At 62.6% G+C, this 17580-nt stretch carries 19 protein-coding genes and 2 pseudogenes; 9 read left to right on the top strand and 12 right to left on the bottom strand.

The window, feature by feature from the left end; all coding sequences use genetic code 11:
• Positions 1–31: 31 nt before the first annotated feature.
• Entirely contained in the window at positions 32–364 is a 333-nt protein-coding gene (locus ACX12D_RS34630; RefSeq protein ID WP_459377164.1) for a glutathione binding-like protein, read from the bottom strand.
• A complete protein-coding gene (locus ACX12D_RS34625) occupies positions 345–2120 on the bottom strand; it encodes a cytochrome c biogenesis protein DipZ (protein WP_459377405.1) in 1776 nt (591 codons plus the stop codon). Before ACX12D_RS34625 ends, ACX12D_RS34630 begins: the two co-directional genes overlap by 20 nt.
• A gap of 378 nt (positions 2121–2498) precedes the next feature.
• On the opposite strand from ACX12D_RS34625, the gene ACX12D_RS34620 reads away from it, so the two are divergent.
• On the top strand, positions 2499–3578 hold the full coding sequence (locus ACX12D_RS34620) for a D-cysteine desulfhydrase family protein (protein WP_459377163.1): 1080 nt from the start codon (positions 2499–2501) through the stop codon (positions 3576–3578).
• Between the two features lie 21 nt (positions 3579–3599).
• Here ACX12D_RS34620 and ACX12D_RS34615 read toward each other — a convergent pair whose 3' ends face one another.
• A complete protein-coding gene (locus ACX12D_RS34615) occupies positions 3600–4571 on the bottom strand; it encodes an AraC family transcriptional regulator (RefSeq protein WP_459377162.1) in 972 nt (323 codons plus the stop codon).
• A gap of 95 nt (positions 4572–4666) precedes the next feature.
• Between ACX12D_RS34615 and ACX12D_RS34610 the strand changes: the two genes are divergently transcribed.
• The 5 genes and pseudogenes from ACX12D_RS34610 (at position 4667) to ACX12D_RS34590 (ending at position 8089) form a co-directional block, all read left to right on the top strand.
• Positions 4667–5641, top strand: coding sequence for an oxidoreductase (locus ACX12D_RS34610; protein WP_459377161.1), 975 nt, complete (start codon positions 4667–4669; stop codon positions 5639–5641).
• A 666-nt stretch (positions 5642–6307) separates the two neighbouring features.
• A pseudogene (locus tag ACX12D_RS34605) lies at positions 6308–6406 on the top strand (IS5/IS1182 family transposase); the annotation flags it as partial.
• A 251-nt stretch (positions 6407–6657) separates the two neighbouring features.
• Positions 6658–6981, top strand: a complete 324-nt coding sequence (locus tag ACX12D_RS34600; RefSeq protein WP_459377160.1) for a hydroxyquinol 1,2-dioxygenase — start codon at positions 6658–6660, stop codon at positions 6979–6981.
• 69 nt (positions 6982–7050) lie between these two features.
• Positions 7051–7470: an organic hydroperoxide resistance protein gene (locus tag ACX12D_RS34595; RefSeq protein WP_459377159.1), complete on the top strand. Its 420-nt coding sequence runs from the start codon at positions 7051–7053 to the stop codon at positions 7468–7470.
• Between the two features lie 64 nt (positions 7471–7534).
• Positions 7535–8089, top strand: a complete 555-nt coding sequence (locus tag ACX12D_RS34590) for a thioredoxin family protein (protein WP_459377158.1) — start codon at positions 7535–7537, stop codon at positions 8087–8089.
• 424 nt (positions 8090–8513) lie between these two features.
• On the opposite strand, the gene ACX12D_RS34585 is transcribed toward ACX12D_RS34590, so the two are convergent.
• Positions 8514–8951 carry an HU family DNA-binding protein gene (locus ACX12D_RS34585; RefSeq protein WP_459377157.1) on the bottom strand — a complete coding sequence of 146 codons (438 nt, stop codon included), beginning with the start codon at positions 8949–8951 and terminating at the stop codon, positions 8514–8516.
• A 554-nt stretch (positions 8952–9505) separates the two neighbouring features.
• Here ACX12D_RS34585 and ACX12D_RS34580 point away from each other — a divergent pair.
• Genes ACX12D_RS34580 through ACX12D_RS34570 form a run of 3 tightly spaced genes read left to right on the top strand, consistent with a single transcriptional unit; the run spans position 9506 to position 12268 of the window.
• Positions 9506–10231 (top strand): hypothetical protein, encoded by a 726-nt coding sequence (locus ACX12D_RS34580; RefSeq protein ID WP_459377156.1) that lies wholly within the window; start codon positions 9506–9508, stop codon positions 10229–10231.
• Positions 10228–11142: a TIGR04222 domain-containing membrane protein gene (locus ACX12D_RS34575; protein ID WP_459377155.1), complete on the top strand. Its 915-nt coding sequence runs from the start codon at positions 10228–10230 to the stop codon at positions 11140–11142. Before ACX12D_RS34580 ends, ACX12D_RS34575 begins: the two co-directional genes overlap by 4 nt.
• A complete protein-coding gene (locus ACX12D_RS34570) occupies positions 11132–12268 on the top strand; it encodes an MbnB/TglH/ChrH family RiPP precursor modification enzyme (protein WP_459377154.1) in 1137 nt (378 codons plus the stop codon). Before ACX12D_RS34575 ends, ACX12D_RS34570 begins: the two co-directional genes overlap by 11 nt.
• Before the next feature lie 210 nt (positions 12269–12478).
• Here the strand turns inward: ACX12D_RS34570 and ACX12D_RS34565 are convergent.
• The 8 genes and pseudogenes from ACX12D_RS34565 to ACX12D_RS34530 all read right to left on the bottom strand — a co-directional run bounded on the left by ACX12D_RS34565 (position 12479) and on the right by ACX12D_RS34530 (position 17537).
• Positions 12479–13203 (bottom strand): annotated as a pseudogene (locus ACX12D_RS34565) (SDR family oxidoreductase).
• A gap of 135 nt (positions 13204–13338) precedes the next feature.
• Positions 13339–13797, bottom strand: coding sequence for a MarR family winged helix-turn-helix transcriptional regulator (locus tag ACX12D_RS34560; RefSeq protein WP_459377153.1), 459 nt, complete (start codon positions 13795–13797; stop codon positions 13339–13341).
• 48 nt (positions 13798–13845) lie between these two features.
• Positions 13846–14727 (bottom strand): NmrA family NAD(P)-binding protein, encoded by an 882-nt coding sequence (locus tag ACX12D_RS34555; protein ID WP_459377152.1) that lies wholly within the window; start codon positions 14725–14727, stop codon positions 13846–13848.
• 150 nt (positions 14728–14877) lie between these two features.
• On the bottom strand, positions 14878–15486 hold the full coding sequence (locus ACX12D_RS34550) for a glutathione S-transferase family protein (protein ID WP_459377151.1): 609 nt from the start codon (positions 15484–15486) through the stop codon (positions 14878–14880).
• A 529-nt stretch (positions 15487–16015) separates the two neighbouring features.
• Positions 16016–16228 carry a hypothetical protein gene (locus ACX12D_RS34545; protein ID WP_459377150.1) on the bottom strand — a complete coding sequence of 71 codons (213 nt, stop codon included), beginning with the start codon at positions 16226–16228 and terminating at the stop codon, positions 16016–16018.
• Complete coding sequence (locus ACX12D_RS34540; RefSeq protein ID WP_459377149.1) at positions 16225–16494, bottom strand: BrnA antitoxin family protein; 270 nt, start codon at positions 16492–16494, stop codon at positions 16225–16227. The genes ACX12D_RS34545 and ACX12D_RS34540 overlap by 4 nt, the downstream gene beginning before the upstream one ends.
• Complete coding sequence (locus tag ACX12D_RS34535; protein ID WP_459377404.1) at positions 16478–16735, bottom strand: BrnT family toxin; 258 nt, start codon at positions 16733–16735, stop codon at positions 16478–16480. The genes ACX12D_RS34540 and ACX12D_RS34535 overlap by 17 nt, the downstream gene beginning before the upstream one ends.
• 373 nt (positions 16736–17108) lie before the next feature.
• Positions 17109–17537, bottom strand: coding sequence for a YciI family protein (locus ACX12D_RS34530; RefSeq protein ID WP_459377148.1), 429 nt, complete (start codon positions 17535–17537; stop codon positions 17109–17111).
• Between the last annotated feature and the right edge of the window lie 43 nt (positions 17538–17580).

Here is a 17580-nt window from a genome sequence, read left to right as displayed (position 1 = left end):
ACATTTGGCGATGTGGCCGTGTAGCGTCTCGCTATTCCGTATCGTCCAGCTTGACCGTGAAACCGCGCTGCACGCCAGGACGCGCCCATAATGTCTCGTACCAGCGCCTGACGTTCGGGAATTGACTGAGGGCAACCTGATGGCGCTCATGCCGCCATGCCCAGCCGAGTATTGCGAAATCGGCGACGGACAGTTCGCCGGCGACGAACTCCACATCTGCTAGGCGGCGGTCCAGCACCCCATAGGGGCGGTACGTTTCCTCCGAGCTGGTCCGAGTGACCGACGGGTCGTGCGGTGACGTGTCCGACGTCACCGCACAGCGGCTGGCATACCGGATTTGCCCGCTAGCCGAAGGTGAACGCATACGCCTGGACACCGGGATCCAGAAAGCGGATCTCGAACGTGTGCTCGCCGACCTCCCCAGCCTGGCGTACCAGCTGGTAGAGCCGCGTCTGGGTGACGGCGCCATTGCCGCCGGTATCGGTGTCGGCGCCATGACTGGCGCCCGGGCGTTTGCCATCAACGGTGACGACGAAGCGCACCGCCCGGCCATCGGCGGCCGGTCCCAGCACCAGATGCAGGTCGCGCGCATGAAAGCGATAGGCAATGCTGCCGTCCCCGCGATTGAGCGTTGCCCGCTCGGCACCGACGATCCATTGGCCCGACAGGCCCCACTGGTTGAGGCGAAGCCCGCCAACGCTGTACTCACGCGGTGCGTCTGGACGCATACCACCGGGCGAGGCGAAATCTTCCGCCTGCCTGTAACCGACATAGGTCTCGGCCGAGCGAATGTTGCCCAGGTCCGGCGCCGCCTGCACGCCGCTCGCATCGGGCGCGACCACGCCGCGCGCGACCGGCGGATTGCCGGCCTCCGCCAGCAGCGCCTGGATGACGTGCTCTGAGTTGGCATAGTCGCCTTCGCCGAACTGATGATGGCGGATGTTGCCGCGGGCGTCGACAAAATAGGCAGCCGGCCAGTAGCTGTTCCCGAATGCGCGCCAGATGCGGTAGTCGCTGTCGACCGCCACGGGAAAGCCGATGCGGAAATCCGCGATCGCTCGGTGGACGTTGTCCGGCTTCTTCTCAAAGGCAAACTCAGGGGTATGCACGCCAACGACGGTCAGTCCCTGATCCTTGTACTTGTCCGCCCAGGCGCGAAGGTAGGGGAGGGTGCGGATGCAATTGATGCAAGAGTAGGTCCAGAAGTAGACCAGCGTGACCTTGCCTTGCAGCTTGTCGGCCGACAGGGGCGGCGAATTGATCCATTGCACCGCGCCATCGAGCGAGGGCAGGCGACCTTCTAGCGGCAGCTGGCGTGGGAAGCCGGCGGGCAGGCTACTGGCGGTCAACAGCATGCCGCTATTGCCGCGAGCGGCGGTCGTCGCCTGCGGCGGGGGCGGCTGCTTGTGCAGCGCGTTGACCAGCGCCTGTTCGATGCGAGCGGTTCCGCTGGAGGACAAGCCTGCCAGCAGGCCGGTATCTGCGCCGACGCCAATAGCCGCCACCGCACCCAGAGTCGCCACTCCGAGACCGCGGCGCAGCCATGCGCCTGTGCCCATGGTCCGCTTCATCAAGGCAAGCGCGCGCCCGCCGATGCCGAGCGCGGCGGCCAGCGAAGTCGCCGCACCAGCGGCGTAGGCGGTCAGCAGCGGCACCGCGGACATGCCGCCGCCCTGGAGCGCCGCGCCGGTCAGAACCAGCCCGAGGATTGGGCCGGCGCAAGGGGCCCACAGCATGCCCGTGGCAACGCCAAGCATCAGTGATCCCCATGGAGAAGCCTGCGCGGGCGAGGCCGCTGCGGCCAGCCGGTCACCAAGTGTCACGACGGGCCGCGTGAGGATTTGCGCCAGCTGCGGCACGAGCAGCGATAGCCCGAAAGCTGCCAGCAGCACCAGCGCCGCAATGCGCCCGTATTCGTTGGCGCGCACCGCCCATGCGCCGCCTGCCGACGCCAGGGCGGCAACCGAGGTGAAGGTCAGCGCCATCCCCGCCAGCAGCGGCAGCCTGCCGCGCATGAACGGCTGGCCGGTACGGCTGAGGACAAAGGGCAGGACCGGCAGGATGCACGGGCTCAGGATGGTGAGCACGCCTCCAAAATAGGCAAGTAGCAACAGGGTCATGATCGGGGTCCTCTCGGAAAGGCTGGGCTTGCCTTGCATCAGACGCCGCCGATGTCGCCCGGATGTGTCGTGATCGGGCGGATATGTACCGGACAGTGGATGTACCGCCGCCAGATACAGTGCGATACACAGAGCGTCCAGGGCACCGGCTGCGGCGGCTTGTCGCGGGCGCCTCCTTTCCAGCTTCGTCTCGTACCTCAATGCGGGACCAGATCATCGCGGCCACCTATTGCGGGGTCTTTCGCGCGTTTCCGGGGGGCATCATCTTTCGCACGATCGCACGATCGCACGATCAGCGCGATGCGGGCATGGCAGTCGGCGAGCGCCGTGCCTCTCGGCGCACAGCGGCATGGCGTGTTGCGTTGCGAGATCCGTTCTATGATTACCATCGACATCGATGGGGAACCTGATATGAGTGAAATCGAAGTGCTGACCACCGCATTGCATGCGTTCCGTTCCGTGGCGCTGAACGGACATCCGACCCCGATTCAGCGGCTGCACCGTCTGGAACAGGCGATTGGCGCCGTCGGGCTGGGTGTCGAACTCCATGTCAAGCGGGACGACCTGGGCGAAGTCGGCGGTGGCGGCAACAAGCTGCGCAAGCTCGAGTTCCTGCTGGGCGCGGCGCTGGAAAACGGCGCCGACACGATCCTGACGGTCGGAGGCTTGCAGTCCAATCACGCGCGTCTCGCCGCGGCAGCCTGCGCGCGCCTGGGCCTGGATTGCGAACTGTTCCTCGGCGATCTGGTGCCGCGACACGATATCGACTATCGGCGCAACGGCAATGTCCTGCTCGATGCGTTGTTCGGTGCGGCGGTCCAGGTGGTGCCGGCCGGATCCAGTGCGCTGGAACGTGCGACTGAGCGCGCCGCGGAACTGCGTGCGCAGGGGCGTAAGCCGTTCGTCATTCCGACCGGCGGATCGACGCCGCTGGGCGCCCTTGGATACGCGAAAGGCGCGCTCGAGATCGCTCGTCAGGAGCAGGCGCTGGGCATCCGCTTCGATCATATCGTCGTGCCGAACGGTAGTTCCGGCACGCACGCCGGCCTGAGTGCCGGCTTCCACGTGCTGGGAAGGGGCGCCGGGCTGGTCCGCTCATACAACGTACTCGTTGACCAGACGGCAACGCGCCAGAGGACCGTCGAGCTGGTGACCGAGGCGCTAGGCATGCTCGGACAGCCTGTGGATCCGACGCAGGTGGAGGCTAACGTCGAAGGCGGCCATCTGGGCGACGGGTACGGGATTCCGACCGATGAAATGATTGCCACGCTGAAGCTGATGGCGACCACCGAAGGCTTGCTGCTCGATCCCGTTTATACGGGCAAGGCGTTCGCCGGGCTGCTGTCCGATGTGCGGGCCGGCCGGTTCGAGCCGGGCGCGCGGCTGCTGTTCGTCATGACAGGCGGGGCTCCCGGCCTGTTTGCGTATCGAACGGCGTTCGATCCGTTTCAGGCATAGCCGAAGCGTTGAAAGCCACACCTAGAACGTGGTCGTTGCTTCGCTGGCTGATGCGTGCAGTTCGCGTGCTGTCCGCTCTTCGTCGGTCGCCTTGCGATATTGTCCGGGAGCTGTCCCAGTCAGACGCTTGAACGCATGGCTGAACGCGCTTTCAGACGTGTACCCGATAGCTTCCGCGACTTCCGCGACCGATGCGCCGCCGCGCAGGTCCCGCTCGGCGAGCTGCATGCGCCAGTTGGTCAGGTACGTGAGAGGGGGCATGCCCATCACTTGGCGAAAATGAACAACGAACGAGGTGCGTGACATGCCGGCTACCTGCGCGAGACCTTCCAGGCTCCAGGCGCGTTTGGCGTTCTCATGCATGGCGGCCAGGGCGGGAGCCAGCCGCCTGTCGCCCAAGGCCCTGAGCCAACCACCGCCGCTGTTCGGGGACTGCATGGCATAAGCCCTGAGTGTCTGCACAAAAAGAAGCTGAGCCAGTTCCGCGAGCACAATGGGCCATCCGGGACGAGACGGAGGGCGCATTTCACGGACGATCTGTTCGAGCAGCCAGGCGAGGTTTGCCGCTTCGTACTGAGCGCCACTGACATGAATGAGCGGGGGCAGGCCGCCGAGGAGCAAAGGCTGATGCCGTTGGTCGATCTGCACCATGCCGCCAAGCATCACGAATGCCTCGCCCAGCCCAAGACGATAGTTGCCGTTCTCGTCCTGGCTGAGTGATGTCGCAACCGCGTCTGCAATGAGATCCGGTGCGCTGGCCAGCACCAGCGAACGGGAGCCGTTCGTGACCAGAACATCCCCGCGCTCAAACCGCAAAGGGGTTGCCATCCCCTCCATGAAGTACCAGCAATCGCCCTCGACAGCCGCGCAGAATTTCACTGCATCGAGATTCGCAAAGCGGCGCCCCCAGCTTCCCCCAGCGACGAGCCGCCCGGAGATGCTGCACCGGGCACGCACGAGATTGAGCACGTCAGAGAGAAGGTCGGTGGCCATTTTCGAACTATCGCGCATAAAGAGCGGCCTATCAAGTATTCAAAGTACGAGCGGTGCCGGGTAGAGTGCCCCCATCGAACGAATGGAGAGACACCATGTCCACCTTGCAAGCGCCCATCGGCTCCGGCTTCGGCCCGGCCTCCACTGCTGCCGAAGTCATCACTGGCATCGATCTCACCGGCAGGCAGGTTGTCGTGACAGGCGGCTATTCCGGGATTGGCGTGGAAACCGTCCGGGCTTTCCGCTCCGCGGGCGCAACAGTTCTCGTGCCCGCTCGCGACATGACCAAGGCCAGGGAAGCGCTTCGCGACATTCCCGGTGTGATTCTGTCCGAGATGGACCTGCTCGATCCGGCGTCGATCGACCGGTTCGCGGAACGGGTCCTCGCGGCAACTGACGCGCTCCATATCCTTGTCAACAATGCGGGCGTCATGGCTGCGCCGCTCTCGCGGGATGCGCGCGGTTACGAATCCCAGTTCGCTGCCAACCATCTCGGCCACTTTCAACTCACCTGCCGCCTCTGGCCCGCTTTGTGCCGCGCAAACGGCGCTCGCGTTGTTGCACTCAGCTCTTATGGGCATCGGCGCGCGGGTATCGATTTTCACGATCCCAATTTCGAGGCTCGCACATACGACCCATGGGTTGCCTACGGCCAGTCGAAAACCGCGAATGCCCTGTTCGCCGTCGCGCTGGATTCGATCGGTCAACGTCAGGGCGTCCGTGCGTTCTCGGTGCATCCGGGAGGTATCGTGACTGGCCTTGTCCGGCACATGTCGCAGGCGCAGATCGATGCAAGCGAGATCATCGACAAGGCGGGCAAGCCAATCATCGATCCGCGGAACAATAAGAAGACGCCGCAACAAGGCGCTGCGACGACGGTATGGTGCGCGACGAGCCCCCGGCTCGAGGGCATGGGCGGCACTTACTGTGCCGACTGCGATATCGCCCGCGCGTTGCCCTCCGACGACTCAACGGAGTTGCATGGCGTACGCCCGCGGGCGACAGATCCTGTCGCGGCCGGTCGCCTTTGGCAACTCAGCGAGCAACTGACGGGCGCACGGATCGATTGAACTCTTCCCTGTGCTCGCTCAAGGCGGTAAAGCCAATCAGGCCGTATGGCGGTTGCCGCGAAGGGAAGCGATGCTCGTATCGGGATTTAAGCGCCAGTCAGGCGAAAAAGCACTTGTACGTTGGTATTGGGTTTGCATGCATCCCCGCCAGCAAGCTGAGGAGGAAATGCCTGGGGGGCGTCGTTATCCGGCATCTGTTATGCACGCGCGATGAGACCTTCCTGCTCCGCTCTGCAGGCCTGCCAAAATAGAATGGCGGGGGGCTGACTGGATTTGCAGGCCCTTGGCAAGGCACGGGGCGATGCAACCGCCCGCGTTGGCCAGTCCAGTGAAAGATGGGACCCACATTTGCAGCGCGCCTGCCGTAGAGAGGCTGGCACCCGCATTCGCGAGCGCGGATGACCCATGTTAGGCCGCAGGCCGGGGGGCGCCACTGGACGATGGTATTGGCGATGCGCGATGGCACACCGGGCAACCCGTGCCGGATGTCTGCCGGCATAGCGTGCCGCACGGGCGACGGCGGGCGACGCCGACCGCGGTGCACGAAAATGACGTTCGATGGGTAGCGTTGTGAGTTACGCGCATTGATGAGCTGCGGGCCCCAGGTTCGGGCAGTAGGCTTGTAGCGACTGATATCCCGACGGGTGTCGGCGCGGGGCCCGCGAGCAAAAAACCGGCCGGAACCCAACGGACCGGCGCAAGCTCGGCAGCAAGCATCACCTCATCGTCGACGCGCAAGGCATCCCGTGTGCCGCTTTCGCCTCGCCTCTCCCATGCTATTCCGGGGCGCTTCCCCGCTGTTTCCTTTCCTTTTTGTACGCGTTTGTATCAGCCGGCGGTACCAATACGCTAGCTGACACTAAGACCCGTATTTCGCTACGGGCGCGATACGCACACGGTCTTAAATACGTTCCGTGGCAGCGCAACGCATAACCGACGAAGCGAAAACGCTGCTTCACCATACCTGGCAACGTAAGCCGCATATCGCAAACCAATCAATGCAAAGGAAACTGATCATGTCCAAGAACTACGCCAAGCGCCTCGTCCTCGCCGTCGCCCTGGTTGCCGCTGCTGCCGGCGCGCAGGCTTCCGTCCGCGATGCCCGTGACCCGTACTCGAGTGGCGCCCGCTCCGTCCAGGATGCCCGCGATGTATTCAGTGAAGGTGCCCGTTCGTCGAGAGACGCCCGCGACCCGTACACGGATGGTGCGCGTTCCGTGCAGGACCAGCGCAGCCAGTACTACGACGGTGCCCACACCATCGCTGGCATGGACCGCACCGGTGTGTCGGCCGACCCGGCCCGCAAGGTCGATCCGTACCTCGATGGCGCCTATGCCTGACCGCCGCCCATCGCACAACCCTTGTCAATCCGCTATTGAACACCCATTGAACTATAGAAGGAGCGCATCATGATCCGCATCGAGAAAGTCCTGTACACCGGCAAGGTCCACATCACGTCCGGCGGCCGCGATGGCACCGCTCGCAGCAATGACGGCAGGCTCGATATCGAACTGTCGTCTCCAGGCAGCAAGGGGCAGGGCACCAACCCGGAACAACTGCTGGCCGCCGGCTGGTCGGCATGCTTCATCGGTGCCATGGGCCTGGCCGCAGGCAAGCAGAAGATCAAACTGCCGGAAGACTTGTCTGTGGATACGGAAGTGGACCTGGGCACTGCGGGCACCGAGTATTTCCTGCAGGCACGCCTGCGCGTGCAGATCCCCGGTATCGAGCGAGAGGTGGCTCAGGCGCTGGTAGACACCGCGCACCGTACGTGCCCGTACTCGAAGGCGCTGCATGGCAACGTCCATGTCGAAACCGTGCTGGTCTGATCCTTGCCCCCTCTCGCGCCGTGCGAACGAGGGGGCAAGTCATTCAAACTCTGAGGCCTGAATCATGCGTAACGTTATTCGTGCCATCCTGGCCGCAGCAGGCATTGCTGCGATCTATACCTTCGGCACCAGCGTCATTGCAGGGGGCTCCGAGGTGGGGGATCAGGGCAAGGCCCCGGAGTTCGCGAACATCGACCACTGGTTCAATTCGGAACCGCTGACGATGCAGCAACTGCGCGGCAAGGTAGTGCTGGTGGATTTTTGGACGTACTCGTGCATCAACTGCGTGAACACGCTGCCGTACGTCAAGCAGTGGCACGAAAAGTACAAGGACCAGGGGCTGGTAGTGGTGGGCGTGCACACACCGGAGTTTCCGTTCGAGAAATCGACGGACAACGTGCAGGCAGCACTCAAGCGGTTCGACATCCGATATCCCGTGGCGCAGGACAACATGTATGCAACATGGTCAGCGTTCCGCAACCAGTACTGGCCCGCTACGTACCTGATCGATGCCAACGGCCGCATCGTCTATCAGCACTACGGCGAGGGACGGTATAAGGAAACGGAGGCTGAGATTCAGAAACTCCTGACGGAACGCAAGGCAGCGCAGATGCAGTGAAAAGGGGCTGGGCTGCTCCCATGCCGCGAAATGGCCGCCCTTGTCAGTACGGCATGACATTGTCGAGGATATCGTCGCGCGCCCCCCATCGAACACCCGCGCGATCAGCGCACCTGAGAGCACCTTGAGGTATATTTGAGCGACGAGTTTGATGCAAGTACCGAGCCGTATGAAGAGACGTGTCGCATGCTCAAGCGATGGTCGTGGTGTCGCTGACAGTATTTGACCCTGAATCGTATCGGATAGTACGGCATCTCTGCGATGCGCGAACGGCAACAAGCGGCCGATCTCAGCCGCCTGCTTGTGTTGAATCCACCCTGCGCCCGTCCTTCGCGCTGCCATGTAGGGGCCTATTCTTTTGCCAGCCGGGCATACATAAAAATGGAGCCTCGCGGGCTCCATTCGTTCAGCGGGTCAGTACGCCTTACAGCGCGGCGTCCTTCAGTTTCTTCAGCGGGCGGACCTTCACCTTGACGGTGGCGGGCTTTGCTGCGAACCACTGATCTTCGCCGGTGAACGGGTTCTTGCCGAAGCGCTTCTTGGTTGCCGCCACTTGCAGGGCGGTGACCTTGAGCAGGCCGGGGAGCGTAAACTCGCCCGCGCCCTTCTTGTGCACCGCGCTCAGGACGGTGTTTTCCAGGTGGGCCAGCACGGTCTTGACGGTCTTAGCGTCCAACTCGGTCTGGGCGACCAGGTGGGCCAGCAAGCTCGCCTTGGTGAAGGTTTCCTTCAGCGGTTTCGCCACCGGTGCGGCCGCTGCGGCTTTCTTTACCGGTGCGGCCGCCTTCGTGGCGGGTGCCGCTGCCTTCTTGGCTGCCGGCTTGGCCGGGGTCTTTACGACAGCTTTCGCTTTGGTTGCCATGGATTCTTCTGTGGTCTAGTTACTCGTTGAAATGTCGCCGTGGAGGCGTTCGAAAGAATAGCAAATTTCATGCGGTGTGTGCGACTGGGTGAAACCAACAATTACAACTGCGCACCGATGGTAGCTCCGATTCGATCGCAGGTGCGCGTGCCGGCCAGCCCAAGCAGTGCGGCCGGCAAGTAGCTGACGCCGGCAGTACGTGTTGCGCAGCACCCGCGGGCTCATGTCTTCGTCTTCGAAATCGTTGGCCAAGAGCGCCGCTCGCACAATCTTGCTAAGGCTTATATCAGTGATCGGCCCGCCGCTGGCCCTCAGTGAGAAAACGAGGTCGCTAGCGACCGGCAGTGTCTGGCGGCGAACGTGCCATACCGCTAGGATCGGCGCGTCGTTACTATGGCAGTCGCGCTTGACAGCCATGCAGATCTCCCAAGCGGTTCCGGTGGGGCGTTTTTTTATTGTCGAAAGCCTTGTGATCGATTTGCCGTATCTACCTTTTTTGACACTTTCACGTATTATTCACAGCGCAGAACAATACCGATAAAGACGGGGTCATCGTGATCGACACACTCAGCCAGCAGCGTACCAATATGGCCATGGAAAGCTTTGTCGGGGCGGCGCGGACCGCCCTGGGCGACAGCCTGCGTGCCATCGTGCTATATGGCTCCGCCGCCGAAGACGCGGTGCGCGCGCGGTCCGATATCAACGTGCTGGTGGTGCTGCACCGATTCGAGCCCGTGCGGATCGATGCGTTGCGCGATACCCTGCGCGCGCTGCATGCAGCGGTTCGGCTGGATGCGATGTTCCTGCTGGAGGATGAGATCGAGGCGGCGGCGCAGGCCTTCCCCGTCAAATTCTTCGACGTGCTGCGTCGCCATCGGGTGGCGTACGGCGACGATCCTTTCGCAGGTGTCGCGATCGGCCCGGACGTGATCGCCGGCCACCTGAAGCAGTTGCTTCTGAACATGATCCTGCGGTGGCGCAATGCCTATGCCACTCGCGCTGCGCGCGAGGAACAACTCCCGGCCTTGCTGGCGGACGCCACGGGCCCGCTGCGCGCCAGCGCCGCTGCCTTGCTGTCCCTGCAGGGTGAAACGGTGGCGTCGCCTAAGGCAGCCCTGCAACGGGTCGTGGATGGCTGGAGCAATGCTGCCGCCAGCGCCGCGCTGACGCGCTTCTCTGGCTTGCGGGAAGGCGGGGCCCTGGCGCCGGGAGAAGGAGAAGTCCTCTTGCTCACCGTCATCGACATGGCCGGGCGCATGCGCGCGGAGCTCGGTGCATGACGCTGGCCAATCCGCTGAATCCATTTGGCTGGCCCGGCCAAGCGTTTCTTGCATTCTATGTGGTCTTTGGCCTGATGGTGGCGTTTGGCTTGCGCCGCTGGCTGCGTGCGCCCTGGCGTTACCCGGCGACGGCCCCACTCGGGCCGCTGACCTCGGATCCATATTGCGTGGCTTACCTGCGCGGCGGCGAGGGGGAGGCGAAACGGGCCGTGTTGTTTTCCCTGATCGATCGCGGCTTGCTGGAGATCTCCGGCATCAAGCTCTGCACGAAAGGTGCCGTCGAACTCGCCCGGCGTCCACTCGAGCGCGCGGCGCTGACAACCTGCCGAATCCCGCAGCCGACGCGGCAGCTGCTTGAGAACAAGCCGTGGCCGCGCCCGGCCACGGCGGATTACCAGTCGGCGCTGCGCAAGGCCGGACTGCTGACACCGGATGACGACAGCAAGCCCGCGGCCTACTGGTGCGCACTGGCTTTGCTGCTGGGCGTGGCAGGCTTCAAGGTGGTCCACGCGCTGTTGCATGGTCACTATAACGTGTGGCTGCTGATCATTCTCGCAGGCGTCTTCTGGGTGTATCTGATGCCAGATCCGCAACGTCTCACACCGGCCGGCGAGCGCTTCCTGGCGGACCAGCGTGTGCTGTTCGGCAGCCTGCGTTCGCGTAGGCTCAGGCCTGGCGGCCAGGACCCCGATGCCACCTGGCTGGCGGCGGTGTTTGGCCTCGAGGCGCTGCCGCTGGCCGTTTTCCCATACGTGCACACGTTGTTTCCCCTCGGGCCGCTGTCTGTCAAGGACGAGAATCAACCGGACAACAGCGGTGGCTGCGGCAGCTCTTGCAGTAGCAGCAGTGACAGTGGTGATAGCGGCGGGGGTAGCGGCTGCGGGGGCTGCGGAGGCGGCGGTGGCGACTGACGGCGCCATGCCGGCGGACCGCGTCGGGCTGGGCTGGCGACCGGAACTGGTGGCTGGCATCCAGCACCATCTTGACCGCATCGACGTGCTGGAGGTGATCGCGGATGGCTGGTTCGACCGTCCGCGCGCACAATGGCGTGCGCTTGCCACTCTGGCGCGCCAGGTGCCGGTGCTGCTTCACGGGGTGGGCATGGGCCTTGCCTCGGCGTGGCCAGTGCAGCCGGTACGGTTGCAGGCCATGGCGCGGCTGGTGGACAAGGTGCGGCCGCTGGGGTGGTCGGAGCACCTGGCATTCGTGCGCGCGGGGGGTATCGAGATCGGCCACCTCGCGGCGCCGCCTCGCACTGCCGCCACGGTTGAAGGTACTTTGCGCAATCTGCGGGAAGCGCGCCGCGTGGTGGGCAGCATGCCCATGCTCGAGAACATCGCCACGCTGATCGATCCGCCGGTCTCCACGCTGGACGAAAGCGGCTGGCTCGGCGCGATTGCCGAAGCGGCGGACGCCACGCTATTGCTGGATTTGCACAACCTCCACGCCAACGCGCTCAACTTCGGGCAGGACCCGCTTGCCCAGCTGCGCACGCTGCCGCTGGCCCGGGTGCGCTGCGTGCACCTGGCTGGCGGGCGCTGGATCGGCAATCCGGCGGCGTCTGGCCGGCGCTTGCTGGACGATCATCTGCACGATCCGCCGGAGGCGGTCTTTGGCTTGCTGGCCGAACTCGCGGCTCGCGTGCCACACGCGCTGACGGTGGTGGTCGAGCGCGATGGCGCTTATCCACCTATTGCTGAATTGCTGCGGCAACTCGATCTGGCACGCGCCGCGCTGGCGGCCGGGCGTGCGCGGCGCCGTGTGCCGCAGGGGAGCAATGCGCTGCCGGGGCAAGTGGCCCTACATGGCGCGGACCTGGAGCGCGGGCGCCGCGTCGAGCGCCTGCTGGCCAACGTGTACGCCGACGCCGCCGCGCGTGGCGCATTCCTGGGCGACCCGCATGGAACGGCGCTGCGCGCCGGCTGTGCCGAGCAGGACGCGATGGCGCTGGCGTCGCTGGACCGGGACGGTCTGGCGTTCGCGGCCGCCAGCTTCGCGCATAAGCGCGGGGCGATGGCCTTGCCGATGAATCATTGAGCGGTGACAGCGGGGCGCGTTGCTTTTCCTGGCAGGTCACCGATTCCGTGGTGATCCGCGAGATGGGTGTATTTGAAGGCAAAGGCGAACACCCCATCGAGGCAGTGCTTGCTCAACGGTAACCCGCGCGATCAGATCGGTTGGAGGTGTGATGAGGGATAGAAAGCTGCCTTTGACCGTCGCGCGTCTAAGTCGAGAGCGAGATTCAGTTCATGCGTTCGTCTCGAGAACCTCGGGATCAATGTACGCTGGAACTTTGGACGAGAGCGTTTGCTTCAACGCGCGAGTACCCGTATCCGCCAGGACTTCACTTTCGCCCGCGTCAAGGGCGTCGTAGGATTGGCGGACCACGTCCACCGGGTCCGCCTTCGGCACATCGAAACCCCTTGTGAGATCGGTATCCACGAAGCCAACATGCAAGCCGACCACATGGATGCTTCTCTCTTTGAGGTGTGCCCGGATGTTGTTGGTATAACTCCATGCCGCTGCCTTCGATGCCGAATACGGTGTAAGTATCGGCACGGTTCTCCACGTGACGTCGGACAGCACGTTAATGATGCCGCCTGTGCCATTGCTCGGGAGGGACGCCTGGAACGCGCGCGTCGTTCGCATTAGGCCATAGTAGTTCGTCTCGAAGATGCGCCTCGCCTGATCCTCCGCGTTTTCCGAAAACGGAGATTCGCTTATCTCTGCTATTCCCGCGTTGTTGACCAGCAGCGTCACATCGGATGCGATCCTGGCAGCCGCGATGACGGACTCTGGATCGGTGACGTCGAGCTTGATCGGGACGATGCCGGGCTCGCTGAAGCCTTCCGGATTGCGCACGCCTGCATAGACCTTCGCGGCACCGCGAGCTAGCGCGCCTCACGGGAAAACGCCAGGCCAAGTCCGCGACTCGCTCCTGGCAGGAACACAACTGAATCCTTGATCTTCATTTTTGAACCCCAGTGGTTGGTGCAACAGATTGGTTGGAGGCCCCAAAAGGCTCGGTTTCCTAACGCCAGTACGGGTCAGGTAGATGGACATGCGCCGTTCAAACGCGTAAACGGCGGTCCCAACCAGAAAGGCGACTATTCCGGGGAAGATGCAGACTCAATGCTGACTTTCATCTCCGAAAGACTGCGACGCAATACGTCCACATTTACCGCTCCATTCATGACGCTGAAATGATGCTGCGCTTCATGCCAGAGCGGAGCCGCTCGCTCGAAGAGCTCCATGCCATCTGGAGTGAGTTCGACGATACGAATACGACCGTCCTCAGGAGACGGCCGCACCCTGACGAAGCCGTCGCGCTCCAAAAAACCGATCATCTTTCCCATGGCTGTGCGCTCGATGTCGAGACGCTCAGCCAGGGCATTGACCGAGGCGGTTTTCCGCTCGTTCAACGTTGCCAGGGTCAGAAATTGCGTGATACGAAGGCCGGACGGCTGCAGGTACGCGTCGTAAAGACGCGAGATCTGGCGGGCGGCCTTCCTCACCGTAAAGCAGTTGCATTGATCAACCCCGATGGGTTGGCTTTTCGCCCGCATCTCACTTCTCCTCAACGTTGGAAAATTACCCGGATCTTCGTGCGCGTTTCAAGCGAAAGCGCTTCGGTACTTCTCGATGAAGGCCGACACCGATAGCGCGGGTGTACCCGTGATCTGCTCGACGACATTGTTGGTACCCTGGAATACGCCCTCTCGATAATGCTGGGCGACTTCGACGAGGTGCTGCACAAGGAACGGAGGGAACTTGTACACCTGCTCCATCTTCTGTTTGAACTCCTCGATCGAAGTCGGAGCATATTCGATTTTGGCGCCGAGCACCTCACTCATAATCGCTGCGATCTCCGTATGGTTCAACTCCACCGGGCCATGAAGCGTGTACGTCTTGCTCCCATGGCCTGCCGGCTTCGCCAGCAGGTGAGCAATGACCCTGCCCTGGTCGTCCGTGCTGATCGGCGCGTGGCGTCCGTTCTCGAAAGGGAACTCGATCTTCTTCTTGGCCCAGATTTCTTTCGCGAAATGCGGGTAGACGAGCCAATCCGCGAAGAAGGTGGGGCGCAAGTGCGTCGTCGGCACATCAGACCAGTCGAAAACACGCTCGGAAACCCAGTGATCCTGCGCCGCATGGCTGGTCGACTCCCGTCGCGCCGAAATCTGCGACATGTTGACGATAGCGCCGACGCCGGCCTCTTTCGCGGCCTGTGCGAAATAGGCTGCGGCCCCGAGAATCCCCGGTGCGATCGGGTGCAGGAAGTAGGCGGAGCTGACACCTTCCATCGCTGCACGGATAGCGTCGATGTCGGTGAAATCCCCGACGGCGATGTCGACACCGCGTGCGCGCAGAGCCGCCGCCCGCTCGTCGTCCGAGCGCACATAAGCGCGGACGCGCTTGCCCATCTGCAGCAGTTCGTCGATGGCTGCACCGCCGGTACGGCCGGTTGCGCCGCTGACGAGAATGGATGATTCGTTCATGGCTGTAGTCCTCTGTGAAATAAAGAGCATATGCTCTTATTTTTCAGTATAGGAGCATATGCTCCTATCTACAAGTTTTTTTCTACGGGCGGCTCCTGTGCAGCCTTGTGCACGTGTCGCCCCTCACCGAGCCTGGATGAGGGCCTCTCCCTAAAAAGCTGCCATCCCGCGGACGACACCTGGCCGCGCACCAATCCTGGCATACCAGGCGCGAAGCAGAGGCAGGTCGGACCAATCGAGGTTCTGCCTCACGGCAAAGGCGCTTGTATAGGCGGCGATGTCTGCGAGGGTGAATCTGTCGCCGGCGATGTACGGGGTGTCGATCAAGAAGCGTTCAGCCAGAACGAGCGCCTCGATGGAGCGACCTGCAAGAAATTGAGCGCCCCGTTCGTCGTGTTGTTGCGTCAGCGTGAAAGCGCTGCCGTTTGGAGCAATCACTTCCGTGATGAAATAGAACAGGCGGTCGAAGAACAAGGCTCCCTGTTGGCCCGGATCGGGCGTTAGCCTTTCCCGGGATCGACTCGCCGCATAGAACATGATCGCGTTCGATTGGGTAAGGATGAGGTCGGCTCCTGCGTCGCATTCTTCGACCATGACCGGGACGAGGCCACGTGGGTTAAGCGCCCGAAACGCAGCAGTCTTGTGCTCTCCGGCTTTCAGATCCAAGCGGGTGGCGGAATACGAAATGCCAGCCTCTTCCAGGGCAATGGCTGCCCTCCGGCTGTTGCCTGTTTGTGCTCCGTAAAGACGGATTGCCATGAGCCAGTCTCCCCTTGACCTTCAGGATAGCTCGTTGCGCCCTGCGAGCGATGACAAGCCCTCACTCGGGCCGGGAAAATGTGCCGTAGCAGCCACGCGCTCGTATTCTCAAGCGCCAGGCAGGAAAGGTCGTATCGCAGCGGCGGAGATGTCTTGCGGCGTCAGTCGACGATTCGTCGTTGAAATGTGCGACCTTTGAATCCTTCGTAAAGGACTGAATCATTTCCTCGAGATCCCACGTCTCGAACAGCCAGCTAACCCGGTTGGCGGGATACACACAATGCGAGATTCGGCTATCTATCGTAACGGCGGCTGCCATGGCGGCGGCTGGGATCCGCGACGACACCGAGGAGGCCTGGAAGAGGGGCGCCATTGTTGGCCGGGTGGCGATTCGCGCCACGATCAGCGGGGCGACGGATACGGTTATTCACTCGTAGCGCAATCTGTCAACTACCCCGCCCAGAAGGGCGGAGCTTGTAAGGGCTACTGACCAGGCAAAGCGTGGCCTTTTTGCTGCTGCAGGGGAGACTTACTCCCAGGGGAGCGGTTCCGCTCGGATGACCAGCTGCCGATACTCCTCCAAAACGTCGAGCAGCGTTTGGGTCGGGGAGACGCCGGCGGCCACACGGGCCTGCATCAGGAGCAGCTCGCGGTCCAGGTCGGGCCGCGCCAGCAGGATCTGCTTCAGGATCGTGTCGCCGCGGACGGCGACATCGACCTGAGCCTTCGTCAGGGCCATCATCGCCGGCTGCTCTTCAGCATCTCGGCCCGCAGGATGGCATTCATGCGGGTCTGGTAGCCCTCGCCCTGCTCCTTCAGCCAGGCCAGAACGTCGGCGTCGAGCCGAACCGTGAGCTGCTGCTTGATCGGGCGATAGAACTTGCCCCGCTCCGCGTCGACCCAATGCGCAGAGGTGGTCTCTGGCATGTCGGAGAGGTCGATCTCGGTCTCTGGCTTTGCCGCCAGAGCGGCGAGCTCCTTGCGAACTTTCTCAGGTACCTTGCTCATAGATTGTCCTTTCCAACTTGGTGGCGCGTCGCGCCGAAATGATGCGGATGTGTTCCTCCCCGCTATCGTCTTGTGGCCAAGTGTGGGCGACCAGCACCACCACCACACCCTCAACCATGCCGAGCGTCTGCCAGCGCCTCTCCCCGGTCTCGATCCGATCCTGACGGCTGAGATGGTAGGGATCCTCGAACACGAGCTTCGCAGTTTCGAAGCTCACCCCGTGTTTCGCCTGATTGGACAGGTCCCTATTGTGATGCCAGGACTACAATTCTATAACTACATCTCTGTAGTTACAGAATTGTAGTCCACCTCTGCATACAGGTCAAAGTGCAGGGAATAGGAATTCGTGAGACCCCGAGTCCGGGTGCGAGCCGCTGCAGGCGCGAGCTACAGAGATCGGACACGACGACAGCACGTTAGCGCAGGCACTGACTACTGCTCTGCAGGCGCTCTCACAAAGGACAATCGAATCGGCCGATAGCGGACGCTCAGTCGGGTGGTCAACCACTATCCTTCATCAGGCGCCCTGCACGGTATCAGGAAGCCTGCATCAAGTCTCAGACAGCCGGGCTTGGCTGCCGTCGCGTACCCCGCAGACCAATCCGTGAACATCGTTAGCGCATCTGCCCGTCAATCTGCTGCCGTAGACGCTTTTCCTCGTCTTGAAGCTCAGGCGTAAAGGCCTCGCCAAAATCCGCAGGCTCAAAGAAAGGCCGAATCTCGATCTCTGAATCACTCACCATCGGATTCGGGCAGCGTTTTACCCATTCAATTGCTTCGTCCATCGATTGAACTTGCCAGAGCCAGTAACCGGCGATCAGTTCCTTGGATTCAGCAAATGGGCCGTCAACGACGGTTCGGTCCTTCCCTGAAAACCTCACGCGTGCACCTGCCGAACTCGGCTTCAGCCCGTCGCCGCCTTGCATGATCCCAGCCTTCACCAGTTCTTCGTTATATTTGCCCATCGCCGCGATGAGTTCCATGCTTGGCATTTGCCCCGCTTCGGATTCGGTGGTTGCCTTGATGATGACCATGACACGCATTCGGGTTTCTCCTTTGAAGACGATAGTGTTTGGAGGCAAAGGC

It is taken from the genome of Cupriavidus sp. PET2-C1 (assembly GCF_054515855.1).
The sequence above is the reverse complement of the archived record's forward strand: the minus strand, read 5'-3'. Positions and strand labels throughout refer to the sequence as shown.